Source organism: Streptomyces sp. NBC_01571, assembly GCF_026339875.1.
Taxonomy (GTDB): Bacteria; Actinomycetota; Actinomycetes; order Streptomycetales; family Streptomycetaceae; genus Streptomyces.
In genome coordinates, this window is record NZ_JAPEPZ010000001.1 from 9,202,828 (window position 1) to 9,219,395 (window position 16,568).

Annotated in this window: 14 protein-coding genes; 8 read left to right on the plus strand and 6 right to left on the minus strand. The window is 71.5% G+C overall.

All coding sequences use genetic code 11. The annotated features are described in order from the left end of the window. The first annotated feature begins 110 nt into the window (after positions 1–110). From OHB41_RS41085 to OHB41_RS41095, 3 genes are all read left to right on the plus strand, one after another. Positions 111–1,319 (plus strand): HupE/UreJ family protein, encoded by a 1,209-nt coding sequence (locus OHB41_RS41085; RefSeq protein WP_266704901.1) that lies wholly within the window; start codon positions 111–113, stop codon positions 1,317–1,319. Between the two features lie 127 nt (positions 1,320–1,446). Then, on the plus strand, positions 1,447–3,426 hold the full coding sequence (locus tag OHB41_RS41090) for a purple acid phosphatase family protein (protein WP_266704903.1): 1,980 nt from the start codon (positions 1,447–1,449) through the stop codon (positions 3,424–3,426). A gap of 74 nt (positions 3,427–3,500) precedes the next feature. Then, positions 3,501–4,574, plus strand: coding sequence for a WxL protein peptidoglycan domain-containing protein (locus tag OHB41_RS41095; RefSeq protein ID WP_266704905.1), 1,074 nt, complete (start codon positions 3,501–3,503; stop codon positions 4,572–4,574). A 106-nt stretch (positions 4,575–4,680) separates the two neighbouring features. Here OHB41_RS41095 and OHB41_RS41100 read toward each other — a convergent pair whose 3' ends face one another. Next, entirely contained in the window at positions 4,681–5,925 is a 1,245-nt protein-coding gene (locus OHB41_RS41100) for a glycoside hydrolase family 3 N-terminal domain-containing protein (protein WP_266704907.1), read from the minus strand. Between the two features lie 616 nt (positions 5,926–6,541). Here OHB41_RS41100 and OHB41_RS41105 point away from each other — a divergent pair. Then, positions 6,542–7,036 (plus strand): hypothetical protein, encoded by a 495-nt coding sequence (locus tag OHB41_RS41105; RefSeq protein WP_266704909.1) that lies wholly within the window; start codon positions 6,542–6,544, stop codon positions 7,034–7,036. A 271-nt stretch (positions 7,037–7,307) separates the two neighbouring features. Beyond that, positions 7,308–8,093, plus strand: a complete 786-nt coding sequence (locus tag OHB41_RS41110) for a polysaccharide lyase family 7 protein (RefSeq protein WP_526025016.1) — start codon at positions 7,308–7,310, stop codon at positions 8,091–8,093. Positions 8,094–8,663: 570 nt separating this feature from the next. Here OHB41_RS41110 and OHB41_RS41115 read toward each other — a convergent pair. Next, the gene (locus OHB41_RS41115) at positions 8,664–9,233 is read right to left on the minus strand and encodes a universal stress protein (RefSeq protein ID WP_266704911.1); all 570 of its coding nucleotides are present in this window, start codon (positions 9,231–9,233) and stop codon (positions 8,664–8,666) included. Positions 9,234–9,558: 325 nt separating this feature from the next. Between OHB41_RS41115 and OHB41_RS41120 the strand changes: the two genes are divergently transcribed. Both OHB41_RS41120 and lysA read left to right on the plus strand, forming a co-directional pair. Continuing rightward, positions 9,559–10,017: an SAV_915 family protein gene (locus OHB41_RS41120; RefSeq protein WP_266704913.1), complete on the plus strand. Its 459-nt coding sequence runs from the start codon at positions 9,559–9,561 to the stop codon at positions 10,015–10,017. Between the two features lie 13 nt (positions 10,018–10,030). Next, complete coding sequence (gene lysA / locus OHB41_RS41125; protein ID WP_266704915.1) at positions 10,031–11,365, plus strand: diaminopimelate decarboxylase; 1,335 nt, start codon at positions 10,031–10,033, stop codon at positions 11,363–11,365. A gap of 167 nt (positions 11,366–11,532) precedes the next feature. Here lysA and OHB41_RS41130 read toward each other — a convergent pair whose 3' ends face one another. Together OHB41_RS41130 and OHB41_RS41135 are read right to left on the minus strand one after the other, a co-directional pair. Next, positions 11,533–11,697, minus strand: coding sequence for a hypothetical protein (locus tag OHB41_RS41130; protein ID WP_266704916.1), 165 nt, complete (start codon positions 11,695–11,697; stop codon positions 11,533–11,535). A 216-nt stretch (positions 11,698–11,913) separates the two neighbouring features. After that, complete coding sequence (locus OHB41_RS41135; protein WP_266704917.1) at positions 11,914–12,678, minus strand: SDR family NAD(P)-dependent oxidoreductase; 765 nt, start codon at positions 12,676–12,678, stop codon at positions 11,914–11,916. A 352-nt stretch (positions 12,679–13,030) separates the two neighbouring features. Here OHB41_RS41135 and OHB41_RS41140 point away from each other — a divergent pair, with 352 nt between their 5' ends. Further along, positions 13,031–14,221, plus strand: a complete 1,191-nt coding sequence (locus OHB41_RS41140) for an MFS transporter (protein ID WP_266704918.1) — start codon at positions 13,031–13,033, stop codon at positions 14,219–14,221. A gap of 370 nt (positions 14,222–14,591) precedes the next feature. Here OHB41_RS41140 and OHB41_RS41145 read toward each other — a convergent pair whose 3' ends face one another. Further along, positions 14,592–15,266: a response regulator gene (locus tag OHB41_RS41145; RefSeq protein ID WP_266704920.1), complete on the minus strand. Its 675-nt coding sequence runs from the start codon at positions 15,264–15,266 to the stop codon at positions 14,592–14,594. Further along, complete coding sequence (locus tag OHB41_RS41150) at positions 15,263–16,558, minus strand: sensor histidine kinase (RefSeq protein WP_266704922.1); 1,296 nt, start codon at positions 16,556–16,558, stop codon at positions 15,263–15,265. Before OHB41_RS41150 ends, OHB41_RS41145 begins: the two co-directional genes overlap by 4 nt. Positions 16,559–16,568 lie beyond the last annotated feature (10 nt).

Below are 16,568 nucleotides of genomic sequence, written 5' to 3' on the forward strand. Positions count from 1 at the left end.
TTCCGCCCCCGGAAGCCCCGTCCGCATGCTTGTTCTTGTGGGGTTCGCCGACGCGGCGGCACGAGTTCACCGATGACATGGACCGTGCACGGGCAACCCGAAGGAGCACCATGTCACGACCGTTCCGCCGCGCTCTCCTCGCCCTTGCCGCAGCGGTGATCACCCTCCTGTGCGTCGGCGGGCCGGCCCTCGCGCACGGATTCAGCTCGACCGTGTACGTCCATGTCACCGAAGGGGACGGAGGCCGGCTGCGGACAGCCGTGGACGTCGAGTACGACCTCTTCGTCGTGTCCGCCGCCGACTTCGAGCACGACGATCCGCTGTTCCGTTCCGGCACCGCCGCGTTCGACGCGGGAGACCCCGCCGAGCAGGCCGCGGCACTCCGTGCCCACACGCGCTCGGCCGTGAAGTACGTGACGGACCGGTTCTCGGTCACCTCGGGCGGGACGGCCTGCCGGGCCACGCGCGCGGGTGACTTCACCATCGGCCGTCATGAGGGCGTGCCGTACGCGGGGCTGGTGCTCGACTGGTCCTGCCCGGCCGAGAGCGCCGACCACACCGTACGCAGCGGACTGTTCCCGGACGGGGAGCACTACGTCCGGGACGCCAAGACGATCGTGACCTACGAGGTCGGCGGCCGTTCGGGCAGCGCGGCGCTCGACGGACGGCATCCCTCCTTCTCGATCGGGCAGTCGTGGTACGAGCGGTTCTGGGAGTTCTTCCGCCTGGGCGCCGAGCACCTGCTGACCGGCATCGACCACATCCTCTTCCTGCTGGCGCTGATCGCAGGATCGCGGCGCCCCCGCGAGGTCGTCCTCGCCGCCACGAGTTTCACGCTGGCGCACTCGGTGACGTTCCTGCTCGCCGCCCTCGGAGTGGTGGACGTGCCCCCGGGGGTGGTGGAGCCGGTCATCGCCCTGTCCATCGCGGTGGTCGCGGGCTGGTACCTGTGGCGGGTGTGGCGGCGTGGCGACGCGGCGGCCGACCCCGGGATCGCGGGAGAAGGTCACTTCGGCCTGGACCGCGCGGGCTGGACCCGGTTGGGTGTCGTGTTCTGCTTCGGTCTCGTGCACGGGCTGGGATTCGCGGGTGCCCTGGGTATCCACGACGCGTGGTCGTGGACCCTGCTGTGGTCGCTGCTGGTGTTCAACGTCGGTATCGAGGCCGTGCAGTTGGCCATCATCGGGCTCGCCTTCCCGCTGCTGATCCTGATCCGCCGTCAGGCGCCACGGGCCGGCCTGTGGACCACCGGGACGGTCTCCGCGGGCGTCGCGGCGATGGGCCTGGTGTGGTTCGTGCAACGCGTGTCCGCCGTGTGAGACCAGCCCAGACATCCTGCGCTGTTCAGTCAACCCGGAGATTGCATTTAACTTTTCTTTACCCGGGCCCGCGAGCTTGACGATCTCCACATCATGCACATCTCCCGTGCACAGAAGGAACACAGCAATGAGATCGAACCACTCCGCGCGGGCTTCCGAGCCCTCGCAGCGCCGTATGGCCCGAGGGGCCGCCGCGGCGTTCCTGGGCCTGACCGTGGCCCTCGGCTCCGGCCTGGCTGCCTCCCCGGCCGAGGCCGCGGGTACCGACGCGGTCACCGGCATCGTCCTGGGCGTCGGCGCCAACGAGTCGCAGCGCACGGTCACCTGGTACACCTCCGCCGACACCGCGCAGAAGGTCCAGATGGTCCCGACCGCGCAGCTCGCCGGCGGCGAGTTCCCGGCCGACGCGGCGACCTTCGACGCGACCGGCGGCGCGAACATCGCGACGAGCGGCGGCTTCAACCGCCACGCGACGATCACGGGCCTCAAGGAGAACACCGCCTACTCCTACCGGGTCGGCACCGAGGGCAACTGGTCCTCGGCGTACTCCTTCAAGACGCAGGACTTCGAGGGCGACTACGACTTCCTGTTCTACGGCGACCCGCAGATCGGCTCGTCCGGCGACCTCGCCAAGGACCAGGCCGGCTGGCAGGACACCCTGGACGTCTCGCTGGCCGCCAACCCGAACGCCGAGCTCCTGGTGTCCGGCGGCGACCAGGTCGAGACCGCGAACACCGAGTCCAACTGGAACTCGTTCCTCGCTCCCGACAAGCTGCGCCAGTACCCGTGGGCCGCCACCATCGGCAACCACGACGTCGGCGGCAAGGCGTACGAGCAGCACTTCACCACGCCGAACACCGACCGCTCGGGGTCGTACTACTCCAACGGCAACCCGGCGTCGAACACTTCGGGCGGTGACTACTGGTACATCTACAAGGATGTGCTGTTCATCGACCTCAACAGCAACAGCTACAACCCCGCCACCGGTGGCGGCGGCGACGCGGCGCACGTCAACTACGTCTCCGACGTCATCAACAAGCACGGCTCCGAGGCCAAGTGGAAGGTGCTCGTCTACCACCACTCGATCTACTCGCCGGCGTCCCACGCCAAGGACGGCGACAACAAGACGCGTCGTGTGGACTTCCCGACCACCTTCTCCAAGCTCGGCGTCGACCTGGTGCTCCAGGGTCACGACCACAGCTACTCCCGCAGCTACCTGATCAAGAACGGTGAGAAGGCGGACCCGGCCGAGCAGCCCGGTGCCGCCGACGTGTACCCCGGCCCCGGTGGCGTCCTCTATGTGACGGCCAACTCCTCCTCGGGCTCGAAGTACTACGACATCACCGCTCCGGACAACAGCGGCACCAGCGGTGCGGGCAACGGCGCCGACCCGCTGAACCCGAAGAACTACTGGTACAACTCGGTCCAGAACCAGGAGCACGTCCGCTCCTACGTCAAGGTCCAGGTGCGCAACGACAAGCTCGTCGTCGAGGACCTGCGCAGCGGTACGTGCGCGGCCCCGAACTCCGAGGTCGAGCACGGCCTGTCGTGCAGCAACACCACCGCCGACCAGCCGGTCGGCTCCACGGTCGACAAGGTCACCGTGCACCCGTTCCACGGCGACAAGCAGGACCTCCAGGTCAACGTGCCCAACCCGGCCCCGGGCGAGTTCGGCTGGACGATCGACGGCTACAACGGCCTGGTCGACCTCGGCACCGCCAAGGAGCAGGACGGCGACCACTTCACGGCGACGGGCAAGATCAACCCGCTTCTCGTCTCCGACAGCCGCCGTTCGCTCGCGCCCTGGTCCATCTCGGCCAACGTGAGCGACTTCCGGGACGCCGACAAGACGTTCTCGGGCTCCAACCTCGGCTGGACGCCGTTCGTCCTCGACGGCGGCGCGGGCGCCAAGGCCGGTGACCCGGTGGCCTCCGGCTACGACGACCACGGTCAGGGCCTGGCCCTCTCGCGTGCGCTCGGTTCGGCCGAGCAGGGTCACCCGCGCGGCGAGGCCCGCCTCGGTGCCGACCTGGATCTGAAGATCCCGGACAGCGTCGAGAAGGGCGGCTACCGCGCCACCCTGACGATCACCGCGCTCAGCAGCTGATCCGACCCGTTCCACCGGGCGGGGCGGGCACCTTCCGGGTGTCCACCCCGCCCCCCTCCCAGGAGATCCCCGACATGCACCCGCCCGCATCGCGCCGTACGACCACGGCACTCGTCCGCGCCGTCATCCTGACCCTGCTCCTGGCCTGCGCACTCGCCGGCCTGCGGGCCGTCCCCGCGGCGGCGGCCGACGGCGACGTCACCTGGACGGTCAGGACGGCCGCGAACGGGTACGGCGACGACCGCTCCAGCTTCAGCTACGGGGTCAACCCCGGCGGCCGGATCAAGGACGCCATGGTCGTCGCCAACCACGGCAAGACGCCACTCACCCTCGCCGTGTACGCCGCCGACGGGTTCACCACCGACACGGGTCAACTCGACCTGGTCACCAAGGACAAGAAGTCGGTCGCCGTCGGCAGCTGGGTCCACGCCGACCACCCCACCGTGCTGGTCCGCCCCGGCAAGTCCGTCGAGGTACCGTTCCAGATCGCCGTACCCGGCAACGCCTCTCCGGGTGACTACGTGGGCGGCGTCCTCACCTCCCTGCGGCAGTCCGACGACGCGCAGGGCATCAACGTGGACCGGCGCCTCGGCATCCGGGTCAAACTCCGGGTCAGCGGTGAACTGAAGCCGCGTCTCGCCGTCGAGGACCTCCACGTGGACTACACCGGGTCGGCCAACCCCTTCGGCACCGGCGACGCCACCGTCACGTACACGATCCACAACATCGGCAACGCCATACTGTCGGCCCGTCAGACCGTCTTCACGGCAGGGCCCTTCGGATGGTGGCGGACGGCCGCGAGCACCGTCCCCGCGCCCCCGGAGCTGCTGCCGGGCGAGCACTGGAAGGTCTCGGTGCCCGTGCACGGGGTCACGCCCGGCGTCCGGCTGACGGCGACCGTGAACCTCGTCCCGCTGCTCACCGACGCCTCGGGCTCTACGACGTCGCTCAAGCCGGTCCTGGCCACGGCGGCCACCTGGACCGTCCCCTGGTCACTGCTGCTGCTCGTCGTGCTGCTGGCCGCCGCGGCGGCCGGTGCCTTCCTCCTCGTGCGCCGCGGCCGTGCGCGACGCAAGCGGCGCGAGGACGCCCGAGTCAGCGACGCCGTCGCGCAGGCACTGAACTCGAAGAAGCAAGAGGTCGGGTGAACGCATCCAGGTCCACTCCCACCGTGTCAGCGGGGGAGTGGACCTGGATGCGAGCTCATCTGCGGTGCGGGCAGCGGGCGTTGGGACAGCCGCCGCGGCCAGGCGATCAACTGCAGGTCAGCAGACCCACCTTCTGCTTGGCGGTCAGGATGCGGTGGACACTCTGGTCCACCTGGGTGCGGAAGGCCGAACTCTGCGCCATCCGGGCCGTCACGGCCTTGGTCATGGCCGGGAGCTGGTTCGGTTCGCCGGCCAGCACCAGGTCTCCGCCGGCGGACAGGAAGTTCAGGGCACGGTCGGCCGGAGGTACGGCCTTCACCGCCACCGCGTTACCCAGATCGTCCGAGACGACCACACCCTTGAAGCCCATGGACTTGCGCAACAGGCCCTGGATCACCGTGGGGGAGAACACGGCCTGGTGCTTCGGGTCGATCTTGTTGTACGTGGCCAGGGAGATCATGACGAACGGCGCGCCCGCCTTGATCCCCGAGCTGAACGGGGTGAGGCTCGAACTCTTGCTCGTCGTCACGGTGTCCACCACGTTGGCCGTGGTGTCGGTGTTGCCTCGCACGTTGCCGAGTCCCGGGAAGTGCTTCAGCGTGGCCAGCACGTTGGACTGGGCGAAGCCCGCGGCGAACGCGTTGCTGTGGGGCGTCACCGCCGCCGCCGTATGGCCGTACTCACGGTCGTACCTGCCGATCGGCGCGTTGTTCCTGCCCAGGCTCAGCGGGACGACGTCCGCCACGGGCGCGAGGTTCAGGTTCACGCCGGCCGCCTTGAGCTGCTTCGCCCAGGTGGCAGCCTCGGCGCGAAGCTTCGAGGTCGACCAGCTTCCCTGCACCAGCCCGCTCGGCATGGTCGAGAACCCGGGGCCGGACAGCACCTGCACCTGGCCGCCCTCCTGGTCCGTGGACACCAGCAGGCCCACACGATGCTTCGACACCGTGTCGGCCTTCGCCTGCAGGCTGTCGACCAGGGACTTGGTCGCCTTCGCGCCGGCCTTGCTGCGCCCCGCCAGGAAGACCGACCCGACGTGGTACTGCTGCAGGACCTGGATCCGCTTCTGGTCCGGTTTCGCGGCGGTGATGCTGCCCATGAACAGCTGGCCGACTCGCTGCGGCCCGGTCATCGCCGAGTAGACCTTGTCGACGCAGCTCGCCGCGGCCTGGCTGCCGACCGACATGCCGGGCGCCAGCGATGCGGCCGAGGGGTGCGAAGGGTAGGTCGCGCCCAGGCTCGCGGTCGCCAGTGACAGCGCCAGCAGCGGGACGGGCCACAGTGCCTTCCTGCCCCTCGGCGCGCGGGACGGCGCTCGCCGTGCTCCATGGGTCGGCGCCTGCTGCGATGTCATGCGGAGCCCCTTCCGGTACGCCGGACCGCGGACACGGGCACGCCAATGCCCGGCCGTCGACGGCGGTCACGCGGCCAGCACAACTGAACCAGCACCACCAAACGTACAACGATCCGATCGCGCGCGCCTCTGCGGTGGTGTATCGGGCGGATGAAGTGCGGGGACGTCCTGAGGGACGGGGAGTGCGGAGGTCCGGTACGGGGGGTTTCGGCCGACTCGACGTCGAGAAAGCGGAATTGAGCCGGCGCGCGCATCACGGATGACCGTGGCGGCCGTAGTGGCTGCCGGGCGTCCGGCGGCCCGCCCCGCTGTGGCCGGGGGTGTTGGCGTCATGTGCTCCGTGCGGAACCGGCCGCACCCGGCGACCCGGGTGCCGTGTGTGCCGACCTTCCGTCTTGCTCGACCGGCCTCTCTCGGCCGGGTCACCGCGAAGCGCGAACTGCCCTTGCTCCAAAGCATTTTGGCTGGACGTCAGGTGGGACGGCGGAGCGTGTGCGCCCAAACGGGTGTCTGCCACGAGACTTCTGCGTGTCCGATATTCCGGATAAAGGGATTATCGGTACGTTCTCTCGCAGATCGGCTGCTCGGCCGACGCCTCAGAGATTGGGAAAGTGACATGACCACGCGCAACATTGCCGTGACTGCCGCTGTCGCGGCTGCTACGGCCCTCGTCGCCACGGGCGTCACCTACGCCTCGGCCTCCGCGGCCCCTGAGTCCGCGCCCGCCGTTCAGCAGGTCGCTCCCATGGGTGGCGACAGCGGCCAGTCGAAGGGTAACGAAGGAGGCGGCGGAGGCGACCGTGGTGGGCGTCGCCACTACGAGGGGCGCATCGACTTCAACGAGCGCACCTACTCCGCCCAGAGCTGGGGCTGCATCACCGTGGTGAGCGGCCTCGGTTCGCGCAGCTTCAACGTCCGCAACGACAGCCACAAGACCGTCGAGGTCTTCCGCGGCGCCACCTGTGACAACGGTTCGCCCGTCGCCACGGTCGGCCCGTGGAGCACCAGCAACGGTGTCATGCCCTTCCTCCATGTCCGCGGTGGCGTGAAGGTCAAGAACGGCGTCGTGGGCAGCTTCCGCGTCGTCGAGGACCACCACCGCGACTGGTAGTGAAGGCGTCACGTCGCCATCCGCACCGCACGGAGAACCCGGCCCGCTGCAATCGGGCCGGGTTCTCCGGCTTTGGTGCGACCGATCGTGACCGCATCGAAGACCTCGAAGACATCGAAGGCGTGCCGGGGGCGAACTCCGCGTGTGCCGGGGCCCGTTGACGGCCGAGCCGGGTCGTGTTACTCAAGTGTGACGTCCTATTGGACTAGACCTAGTTCCACCGCTTCCCGCTTCACCCCTTCATCGCTTCGATCGTCGAAGGACCCCCCACATGATCCGCTCCAAGCTTCTCGCGATAGCTGCCGCCGCGGGCATGGCCGGCACTCTCGCCCTGTTCGGCACCGGCAACGCCACCGCCGGAGTCCTCGCGGACCCGTCCGTGGCACCCGGCGGCAATTTCGACCTGTCCGTCTGGCAGCTCCAGGAGCCGGTGGGTTCGCCCGGCTCACCCACCACGATCCCGTCGTCCCGGCTCCAGGGGGCGAACGGGTTCCAGGACTCGTACTTCTACACCGACACCCGTGACGGTGCCATGACGTTCTGGGCGCCGGAGAAGGGCGTCACCACGCCGAACTCCAACTACGCCCGCTCCGAGCTGCGGGAGATGAACCGCAGCGGCAGTGCGGCGAACTGGTCGCTGAGCGGTACCCACCGGATGAGCGCGACCCTGCGCGTGGTGTCGGTGACGCAGAACGTCTGCGTCGGGCAGATCCACCTCGGCACCGGCGGCAGCTCCACCAAGCCGCTGCTGGAGCTGTACTACCACTCGAACGGGGACATCGTCCTCGGCACGGAGAACTCGCCGTCCGGCGGTCAGACGACACACACGGTCGGCCATGTGTCGATCGGCAAGACATGGAGCTACACGATCGGTGTCTCCGGCGGTCACACCATCGACCTGACGGTCAACGGCACCACCACGCACTACTCCATTCCGTCGTCCTTCGACCCGTACAAGCAGTACTTCAAGGCCGGCTCGTACAACCAGTCGTCCTCCGACAGCACCACGAAGGGCGCGCGTGTCGCCTTCTACGGGCTGACCGTCTCCCACAGCTGAGCGGTCCGGGACGACTGCCGGAAGGTGAGGCGCGCCCGGTTCACACAGGTGCTCGGACGGGGATTCCCGGCCGAGCGTCCCGCGCTCGCCACACAATTGGCTCTCCAGACCGTTACGTACGGAGTCTGTGTCGGCCTCGGGCGGGCGCGGCGGCGGCTCAGCAGGAGGTCGGCGACGGCCCGCCTGCCGGCCGGGGCAGAGGAGAGCCGGCGACAGGCCGCCGATCGCGAACGTGCGGCGCTCGCCCGCGAGTTGTACGACGTCGGCACGCGCCGCCTGACGTCGGTCGTGGTCACCGTGGTCACGGCACGCAGGCCCGGCGCCCGCCGACCGAACGCGTCGCGGAGGCGCTGGAGTTCGCGGAGCGGACGGGCGGGGAGGCGCTGACGGCGCTTCACCAGCTGGTCACGGTGATGCGGGAGACGGCTCACCCCCGCCCCCGGCCCATGAGCGGGCGCATGCAGGAACTGAGCGCCGGATGGGGCCGGTTGGGCCGTGCGGCCCGCCTCGCGTGGGCGGTCAGCCGGGAGAGGGGTCGGTCCTCGGCGGGCCGACCGTGAGTCCCGGCCGTCAGGCGTCGGGCGGTACGGTCTCCTCGGCCGCCTCCGCCAGGCGCCGGGTGTCCAGGCGCAGGCGCCACAGGTTGCGCCGGTGCGCGGTGGTCAGTTCGGCCTCCAGCGGGGACGGTGGCACCGCGAGGACCGGGCAGAGGGCGTGGGCGAGGCAGTAGCGGCTCACCGAGCACGAACAGAGCCGGTGCCAGCTGCTTCGCCGGCCGGCGCCGACGACCAGGAGATCGTTCTCGCGGTCGGCGCTCTCCACCAGCGCCCGGCCCGCGGTGCCGCGCGCGACGAGGGCGCGCATCGGCACCCCGGGGCCGGCCTCCCCGAAGGCTCCGTCGAGCGCGGTGAGCAGGTTGCGCCGCGCCAGCCGTTGCCACTCGTCGACCAGTACGTACGAGGCCGGCGTACGGCGGGCGGCGAGTTCACCGCCGGGCGGTTCCCAGGCCAGGACGGGCCACAGCTCCGCACCCCGCCGCCGGGCCTCGTCGGCGGCCCGGCACAGGGCGGTGAGACTGCCGAGGGAGCCGCTGACTCCCACCACGACACGAGCGGCTGCGGGGGCGCCGGAATCAGACATGACTCGACCGTTCTTCGCACGCGCCCACGGGTCCCTCCCGCGGGCGGTCCGCGAGGGACCGCTCCCCATTGGACTCCTGGCCGGGGGCGCTCCGACACCCCGTACGCCCCATTTTGGCGCGCTCCTGACGGCCGTCCCCGGGCCGGCCGAGCCGCCCGTCAGTATCCCGTCAGCGTCGGCACGGTCACCGTCAGCGTCGCGTCATGAGGTGTCGGAGAACCGGAGGGAACGGGAATAGCTTCTGCGGTGAGCCCCGGTCCGCCCGCTCACGTCCGAGGCACCGCGTCGCTCACCGAACCGTCCCGGATCCTCCAGGAGGCATCCCATGCAACAACTCTCGTGCGGTGAAGACCCCGAGCCCTCCGAACGATTCCCGGCCGGAGTGCTGTTCGTTCCGGTCCGGCCGGGGTCGGCAGGGTGTGCCGCCCGGCTCTTCCGTACGCCGCTCGGCGAGCGTACGGCCGTCGGCTTCACCTCGGAGCGCAGACTGACCGCGACACTCGGCCCCGAGCAGGGGTGGATCAGGCTCGCCGAGTCCGCCCTGCGCGCGCTGGCGGAGCCGCTGGGCGTCACCACGGTCACGGTGGATCCCTCCTTCTCGGCGCCGGCCCCGGCCCAGGCCGCGCCGGTCACCCCCGAGCCGTTCAGGACCGTCGCCCCCGCCCCGCAGGAGGCGTCCGCACCCCGTACCCGCACGAGCACTTGGGATCCGCAGGCCGTCGGGGTGCTGCGGGTGACCGGCGCCGCCGCACTCGTCTCGGCGCTGGCGCTGTGGATCGGTTGAGAGGGAACGCACGATGACCACTGTTCACGAATCCGCTGTCAGCACCACCGGGGGCGACCTGTCGGTGTGGCCCGCCTCGGCCACCGAACCCCGCCAGGGAGACCTGGCCGTGGGCGGCGTCCCGCTCGCCGAGATCGCCGACCGCTTCGGCACCCCCGCCTACGTCCTCGACGAGGGCGAGGTGCGCGAGCGCTGCCGCACCTACCGGCACGCCTTCCCCGACGCCGACGTCCTCTACGCGGCCAAGGCCTTCCTGTGCAGGGGCATGGCGCACTGGGTGGAGGAGGAGGGCCTCGGCCTCGACGTCTGCTCCGCGGGTGAACTGGAGCTCGCGGTCACCACGGGGTTCCCGCCCGAGCGGATCGTGCTGCACGGCAACGCCAAGTCCCCGCACGACCTGGAGTCCGCGCTGCGTCTGGGGGTCGGGCGCATCGTCATCGACAGCCCCTCCGAGATCGCCCGGCTGGCCGCCGCCGTCGGGCCCGGCGGGCATCAGAAGGTCATGGTGCGGGTGGTGCCGGCCATCAGCGCGGGCGGCCACGAGAAGATCCGGACCGGTACCGACGACCAGAAGTTCGGCCTGTCCATGGCCGACGGGTACGCGCAGCACGCCATCACCCGCATCCTCGACCAGCCGCAGCTGGAACTCACCGGTCTGCACTGCCACTTGGGCTCGCAGATCACCAGCGTCAAGCCGTATCTCGTCGCCGTGCGGCGCATGGTGGGGCTGATGGCACGCCTGCGGGAGCAGCACGGCCTCGTCCTGCGCGAACTCGACCTCGGGGGCGGCCACGGTGTCGCCTACCGGCCGGGTGAACAGGCGCTGGACCTCACGGCCCTGGCGCGCCGGGTCCGCAGCGAACTCACCGAGGCGTGCGCCGCCGCCGGGCTCGCCGTGCCCCGTCTGCTGATCGAGCCGGGCCGCGCCGTGGTGGGGCCGGCGGGGATCGCCCTCTACCACGTCCTCGCCGTCAAACGGACCGGTGACCACATCTTCGTCGCCGTCGACGGCGGCATGAGCGACAACCCGCGGCCCGCGCTGTACGGCGTGCGCTACGCGCCGCGTCTGATAGGCCGGCACACCGCCGCTGACCTGGCCGCGGTGACGGTCGTGGGCCGCCACTGCGAGGCCGGTGACGTGCTCGCCACCGACGTCGAACTCCCCGCCGACGTACGCCCGGGCGACCTGCTGGCCGTCCCGGTCGCGGGTGCGTACCACCTCTCCATGGCGTCCGGCTACAACATGGTCGGCCGTCCACCGGTGATCGCCGTGCACGACGGCCATGCCCGCCTGCTCGTCCGCCGCGAGTCCCTGGACGACATCCGCAGCCGCGACGTGGGGCTGTAGCGGGCGCCGCCCCCTTGGTACAGCCTCCGGGCGGGTGACGGCCCGACCCTCGCCCGGAGGCTCCCGGTTCCGGCCCTGTCCTCCGCCGTCGGCACGCACCTGGAAGCCGTCCCGCGGGCGCCGCCGTCGCTGCCCCGCGCCGGCGCCCGCGGCCGTCGGTGTGCCGCTCAGCCGGTGCGGTCGCGCGTGGTGGCGCGCCACTCCTGGTACCCGCGCCAGAGCCGCTCGGCGCGCGGACAGCGGCCCGACTCCCGTTTGCAGACACGGCAGTTGCCGACGTGACTGACGTACACGGCCTCGGGGCTGTGACGCCCCGGCTGCGGATTCGGCATGGCCCCCGGCACCCTTCGGCGTGATCTTCACACGCGCGTTGTCGCTTCTGCTGCCGTACTTCCGGGGCGCAGGAGCTTTCGGATGCGGCGGACCGGGTGCCGATTCCCGTACCCCGCGGTCCCGCGCGGGACGGCGGTGCCCGCGGTCCGGGAGTGGGGCGGGTCGCTGTGCCGACGTCCGCCGTTGGTGGACGCCTGTCGGACCCGGGGGGTGTGTCAGCCGGCGATGACGGCGGTGGTGGTGCGGCCCCCGTCGACGTCGAGCACGATGCCGTGCACGAAGGAGGACTCGTCGCCGGCCAGGTACACGGCGGCGTTCGCGATGGCGTCGGGGGTGCCCATCCCGCCCGCGGGGGTGCCCTTCATCATGATCTCGGCGGGGTGCTCCTCGCCCGGTGCGGGCGTCAGCACCACACCCGGGGAGATCGCGTTCACGCGTACACCCTGCGGCCCGAACTCCGCCGCCCAGGCCCGGGTCAGCGTCTCCACGGCTCCCTTGGTCGAGCTGTAGAGGGCGCCGACCGGAATGCCCAGACGTGCGATCCAGGAGCCCAGGTTGATGATCACCCCGCCACCGGCCTCCACCATCGCGGGGGCGACGGCCGCGGTCAGGAAGAACGGGGCCTTCACGTTCACGGCGTAGACCTGGTCGAAGGTCTTCTCGTCGGTGGCCGTCGTGGCGTCGGCCGGGTAGATGCCGGCGTTGTTGACCAGGACGTCGACACGGCCGCCGAGGACCCGCGTCGCCTCCTCGGCCAGTGCCTGGGAGGCGGCGGCGCTGCCGTCCAGGTCGGCCCGTACGAAGTCGGCACGGCCCCCGCGTGCGCGGATTCCGTCGACGACCTCCTGGCCCCGCTCGGCGCTGCGGCCGGAGACGGCGACGTGCGCCCCCTCGACGGCGAAGGCCTCCGCGATCGCCCGCCCGATGTTGCTGGTCGCCCCGGTCACCAGGGCGGTCCTGCCCTCAAGACGCATCGACATGATCCACTCCGTTGCTTGGCTTGCTCGGTTCTGCACCGTGAACCCGTCCGGCCGAACCGCACACTGCCTTCGGCCGGACGGGGCCCTGGACGGCCAGGGCGTGAGGTCCACTGTGCGAGGGAAAAATTGGACTCGCAAGTCCAAAGTTTGCGGATCCCTGCCCCATGGGTGATCCCCCCGTCGTCGCCACACGAGCACTGTGGCCAAGTACGGCCGTCGGCGGATCAGTAGCCACTACTCAACCGGCCCGCGACTCCGCCTGCGCGCGGCCCCGCGCGGCCCCCGGGACACGTCCGGCACGCCGGGCAGGCCGAACCGGCCCGGGGCGGATCGCGGGGTTACTGTCGGCGGCATGGACGGTGTTCGCCGAGGATGGAGCCAGTGTCTTCTCGGCGGGGCGGTGTTCGCGGTGTGCATGGCCGGCACCACGCTGCCGACCCCCCTGTACAACCTCTACCAGCAGAAGTTCGACTTCTCCGAGCTGATGGTCACGGTCGTGTACGCCGTGTACGCCTTCGGAGTCATCGGCATGCTGCTGCTGGCGGGCAACGCCTCGGACGCCGTGGGCCGGCGGCCCGTACTGCTGTGCGGCCTGGGGTTCGCGGCGGCCAGCGCCGTCCTCTTCCTGTGCGCCACCGGGCTGGGCTGGCTCTTTGCGGGACGGCTGCTGTCCGGACTGTCCGCCGGTCTGTTCACCGGCGCCGCCACGGCCTACGTGATCGATCTGGCACCGCACGGCGGCGCGTCCCGGGCCACGCTCGTGGCGACGGCCGCCAACATGGGCGGGCTGGGCTGCGGCCCCCTGCTCGCCGGACTGCTGGCGCAGTACGCCCCCTGGCCGCTGTACCTGCCCTTCGCCGTACATCTCGTCCTGGTGGCCTGCTCGGCCGCCGTGCTGCTCCGGCTGCCGGAGACCGTGGGGGAGCGGCGGTCGTTGCGCACGGTACGGCCGCAACGGCCCGGCCTGCCCGCGCAGGTGCGGGCGGTCTTCGGCCCGGCGGCGATCGCCGCGTTCGTCGGGTTCGCGCTGTTCGGTGTGTTCACGGCCGTCAGCCCCGCGTTCCTCGAACACTCCCTGGACGTGCACAGCCGCGCCGTGAGCGGGCTCGTCGTCGCACTGGCCTTCTTCGCCTCGACCGCGGGACAACTGGCCGTCGGTGTCATCGGGCTGGGACGGTCGCTGACGGTGGGCTGCGCCGCACTCCTCGGCGGGCTGGCGCTGCTCGCGGGCGCGCTCCGGTGGGACCTGCTGGTGCTGGTGGTGCTGAGCGCGATCGTCGGCGGGGCCGGGCAGGGGATCGCGTTCCGCGGGGCGCTGTCAACGGTGACCCAGGCGTCCCCCGACCACCAGCGCGCGGCGGTCATCTCCATGCTGTTCGTGGTGGCGTACGTGGGCATCTCGGTGCCGGTGATCGGCGCGGGGGTACTGGCGGACCGGATCGGCCTGGAGGGCGCCGGACTGGTGTTCATCGCCTGCATGGCCGTCCTGGTCTCCGTCGCCGTCCTGTACCTTCTCCGGCGGCCGGCACCCGCCAGTACGTAGGCGCGCGGGGACACGGCTGTGTCCCGGCGTGTCCTGGTGTCCCGTGCGGGTGCCCCGGACCCCGGCCCGATCCGACGCGTGGGCGCACCAGGCGCACCGAACGGCCCGGCGCGTGTGACGACCCGCGGGCACCGCGGCCCGCGCTCGGAAGGCGGCCCCGCCGGCCGGCCCGGTCGCTGGGCGCACCAGGCGCACCGAACGGCCCGGCGCGTGTGACGACCCGCGCGCACCACGGCCCGCGCTCGGAAGAGGGCCCCGCCGGCCCGGCCCGGTCGCTGGGCGCACCAGCCGCACCGAACAGCCCGGCGCGTGTGACGACCCGCGCGCACCACGGCCCGCGCTCGGAAGAGGGCCCCGCCGGCCGGCCCGGTCACGCGGAGCTGTTGGGGCGGGCGAGGCCCAGGTCGTAGGCGAAGATGACCGCCTGGACCCGGTCGCGCGCGCCGATCTTCGCGAGGACCCGGCCGACGTGGGTCTTGACGGTGGACTCCGACAGGACGAGACGCGCGGCGATCTCCCCGTTGCTCCAGCCCCTGCCGATGGCCACCAGGATCTCCCGCTCGCGGTCGGTGAGGGAGCTCAGCCTCGGGTCGGCGTCCGCGTCCGGTACGTCCTGACGCGGCAGGTGCCGGGCGTACGCGTCGAGGAGACGCCGGGTCAGGGCGGGGGCGATGACGGCGTCCCCCGCGGCGACGGCGCGGATGCCCGCCAGGAGCTCCTCCGGACGGGCGTCCTTGAGGAGGAAGCCGCTCGCCCCGGCCCGCAGGGCGGCGTGGGCGTACTCGTCCAGGTCGAAGGTCGTCAGGACGAGGACCCTGGAGCGGCCGCCCGTGGCGATGATCCGGCGGGTGGCCTCGATGCCGTCCATGCCCGGCATCCGGACGTCCATGAGGACCACGTCGGGGCGCAGTTCCGCCGCCTGGCGCACGGCCTCGGCACCGTGCGCGGCCTCGCCCGCCACCTCGGTGTCGGGGACCGACTCCAGCAGCATGCGGAAGCCGAAGCGCTGCAGGGGCTGGTCGTCCACGATGAGCACGGTGGTCAAGAGGTACCGCCTTCGGAGCCGGGGAGCGGGGTGAGGTCGAGGGTCGCCTGTACGGTCCATCCGCGGCCGGGGCGGGGTACCGGCCCCGCGTCGACCGTGCCGCCGTACAGGGCCGCCCGTTCGCGCATGCCGACGAGCCCGTGCCCTTCCTCGTTCGGAGGACCGGCCGGCCGCGACCCGCCCGGCGGCCCGGTGTCCTGGACGCGGACGCGCACCCGCGCGCCCTCCACCCCGATCGCGAGGCGGACCTGCGTGTCGGCTCCGGCGTGCTTGAGGCTGTTGGTCAGCGCTTCCTGGACTATCCGGTAGACCGTCAGCTGCACGCCGCCGTCCAGTGCGTCCGTGTCACCGGTCGTCCGGTAGGAGATCACGGGCCCGGCGGAACGGATCCGGGCGCAGAGCGCGTCGATGTCGGCGATGCCCGGCTGGGGACTGAGCGCGGGAGCCTCGGCCTCCTCGCGCAGCACGCCGAGCATACGGCGCAGCTCGCCCAGGGCCTGGCGGCCGGTGTCGCCGATGAGCAGCAGCGCCTGCTTGCCCCGTTCGGGGCTGACGTCGGAGGCGTACACGCCGGCGTCGGCGAGAGTGATCATGACAGCGAGGTTGTGGCCGACGATGTCGTGCATCTCGCGGGCCACCCGGGTGCGTTCGGTGGCCGCCGCCAGCCTGCTGCGCTGGTCGCGTTCGATCTCCAGCCGGGCCGCGCGCTCCCGCAGTCCGGCGAGCTGGGCCCGTCGGATGCGCACCGCCATCCCCACGGCGACGGCCGCGATCGCGGCGCTGAACAGGAAGAACAGCGCGTCCCAGACGGACACCACGGCGGAGGCCCGCACGGCGACCAGGACCAGGCCGACGGCCGTGACGGCGCAGGCCCACCCCAGATGCCGCAGCGTTCCGTGCAGCGTCAGGCTGTACAGGGCGATCAGCAGGGCGACGTCGGCGCGCAGCAGCACACCGAGCGACCACTGCAGGAGAAAGACCGCAGTGATGGCGGCGAAGGCCGCGGACGGATTCCTGCGCCGCCACAGCAGCGGCAGCACCAGTCCCGCCTGCAATGCCAGCATCCCGGCGAGCGGCGGCCGGGTGAACCTGGCGGCGAGCTCGCGCCGGCCGCCGTGTCCGTGCACCACCAGGTCCGGCAGACAGAACATCAGGAAGACCAGGACGACCACGGCCGTGTCCAGCACCCACGGGCGCGCTCGGTCCGCCTGCCGCAGCCACTGTCCGCCGCGGGTCAGCCGGGCGAACAGGGGGCTCATACCGGCGGTGTCTTCGGCGGTCACGGGTGTCACCTGTCCATGG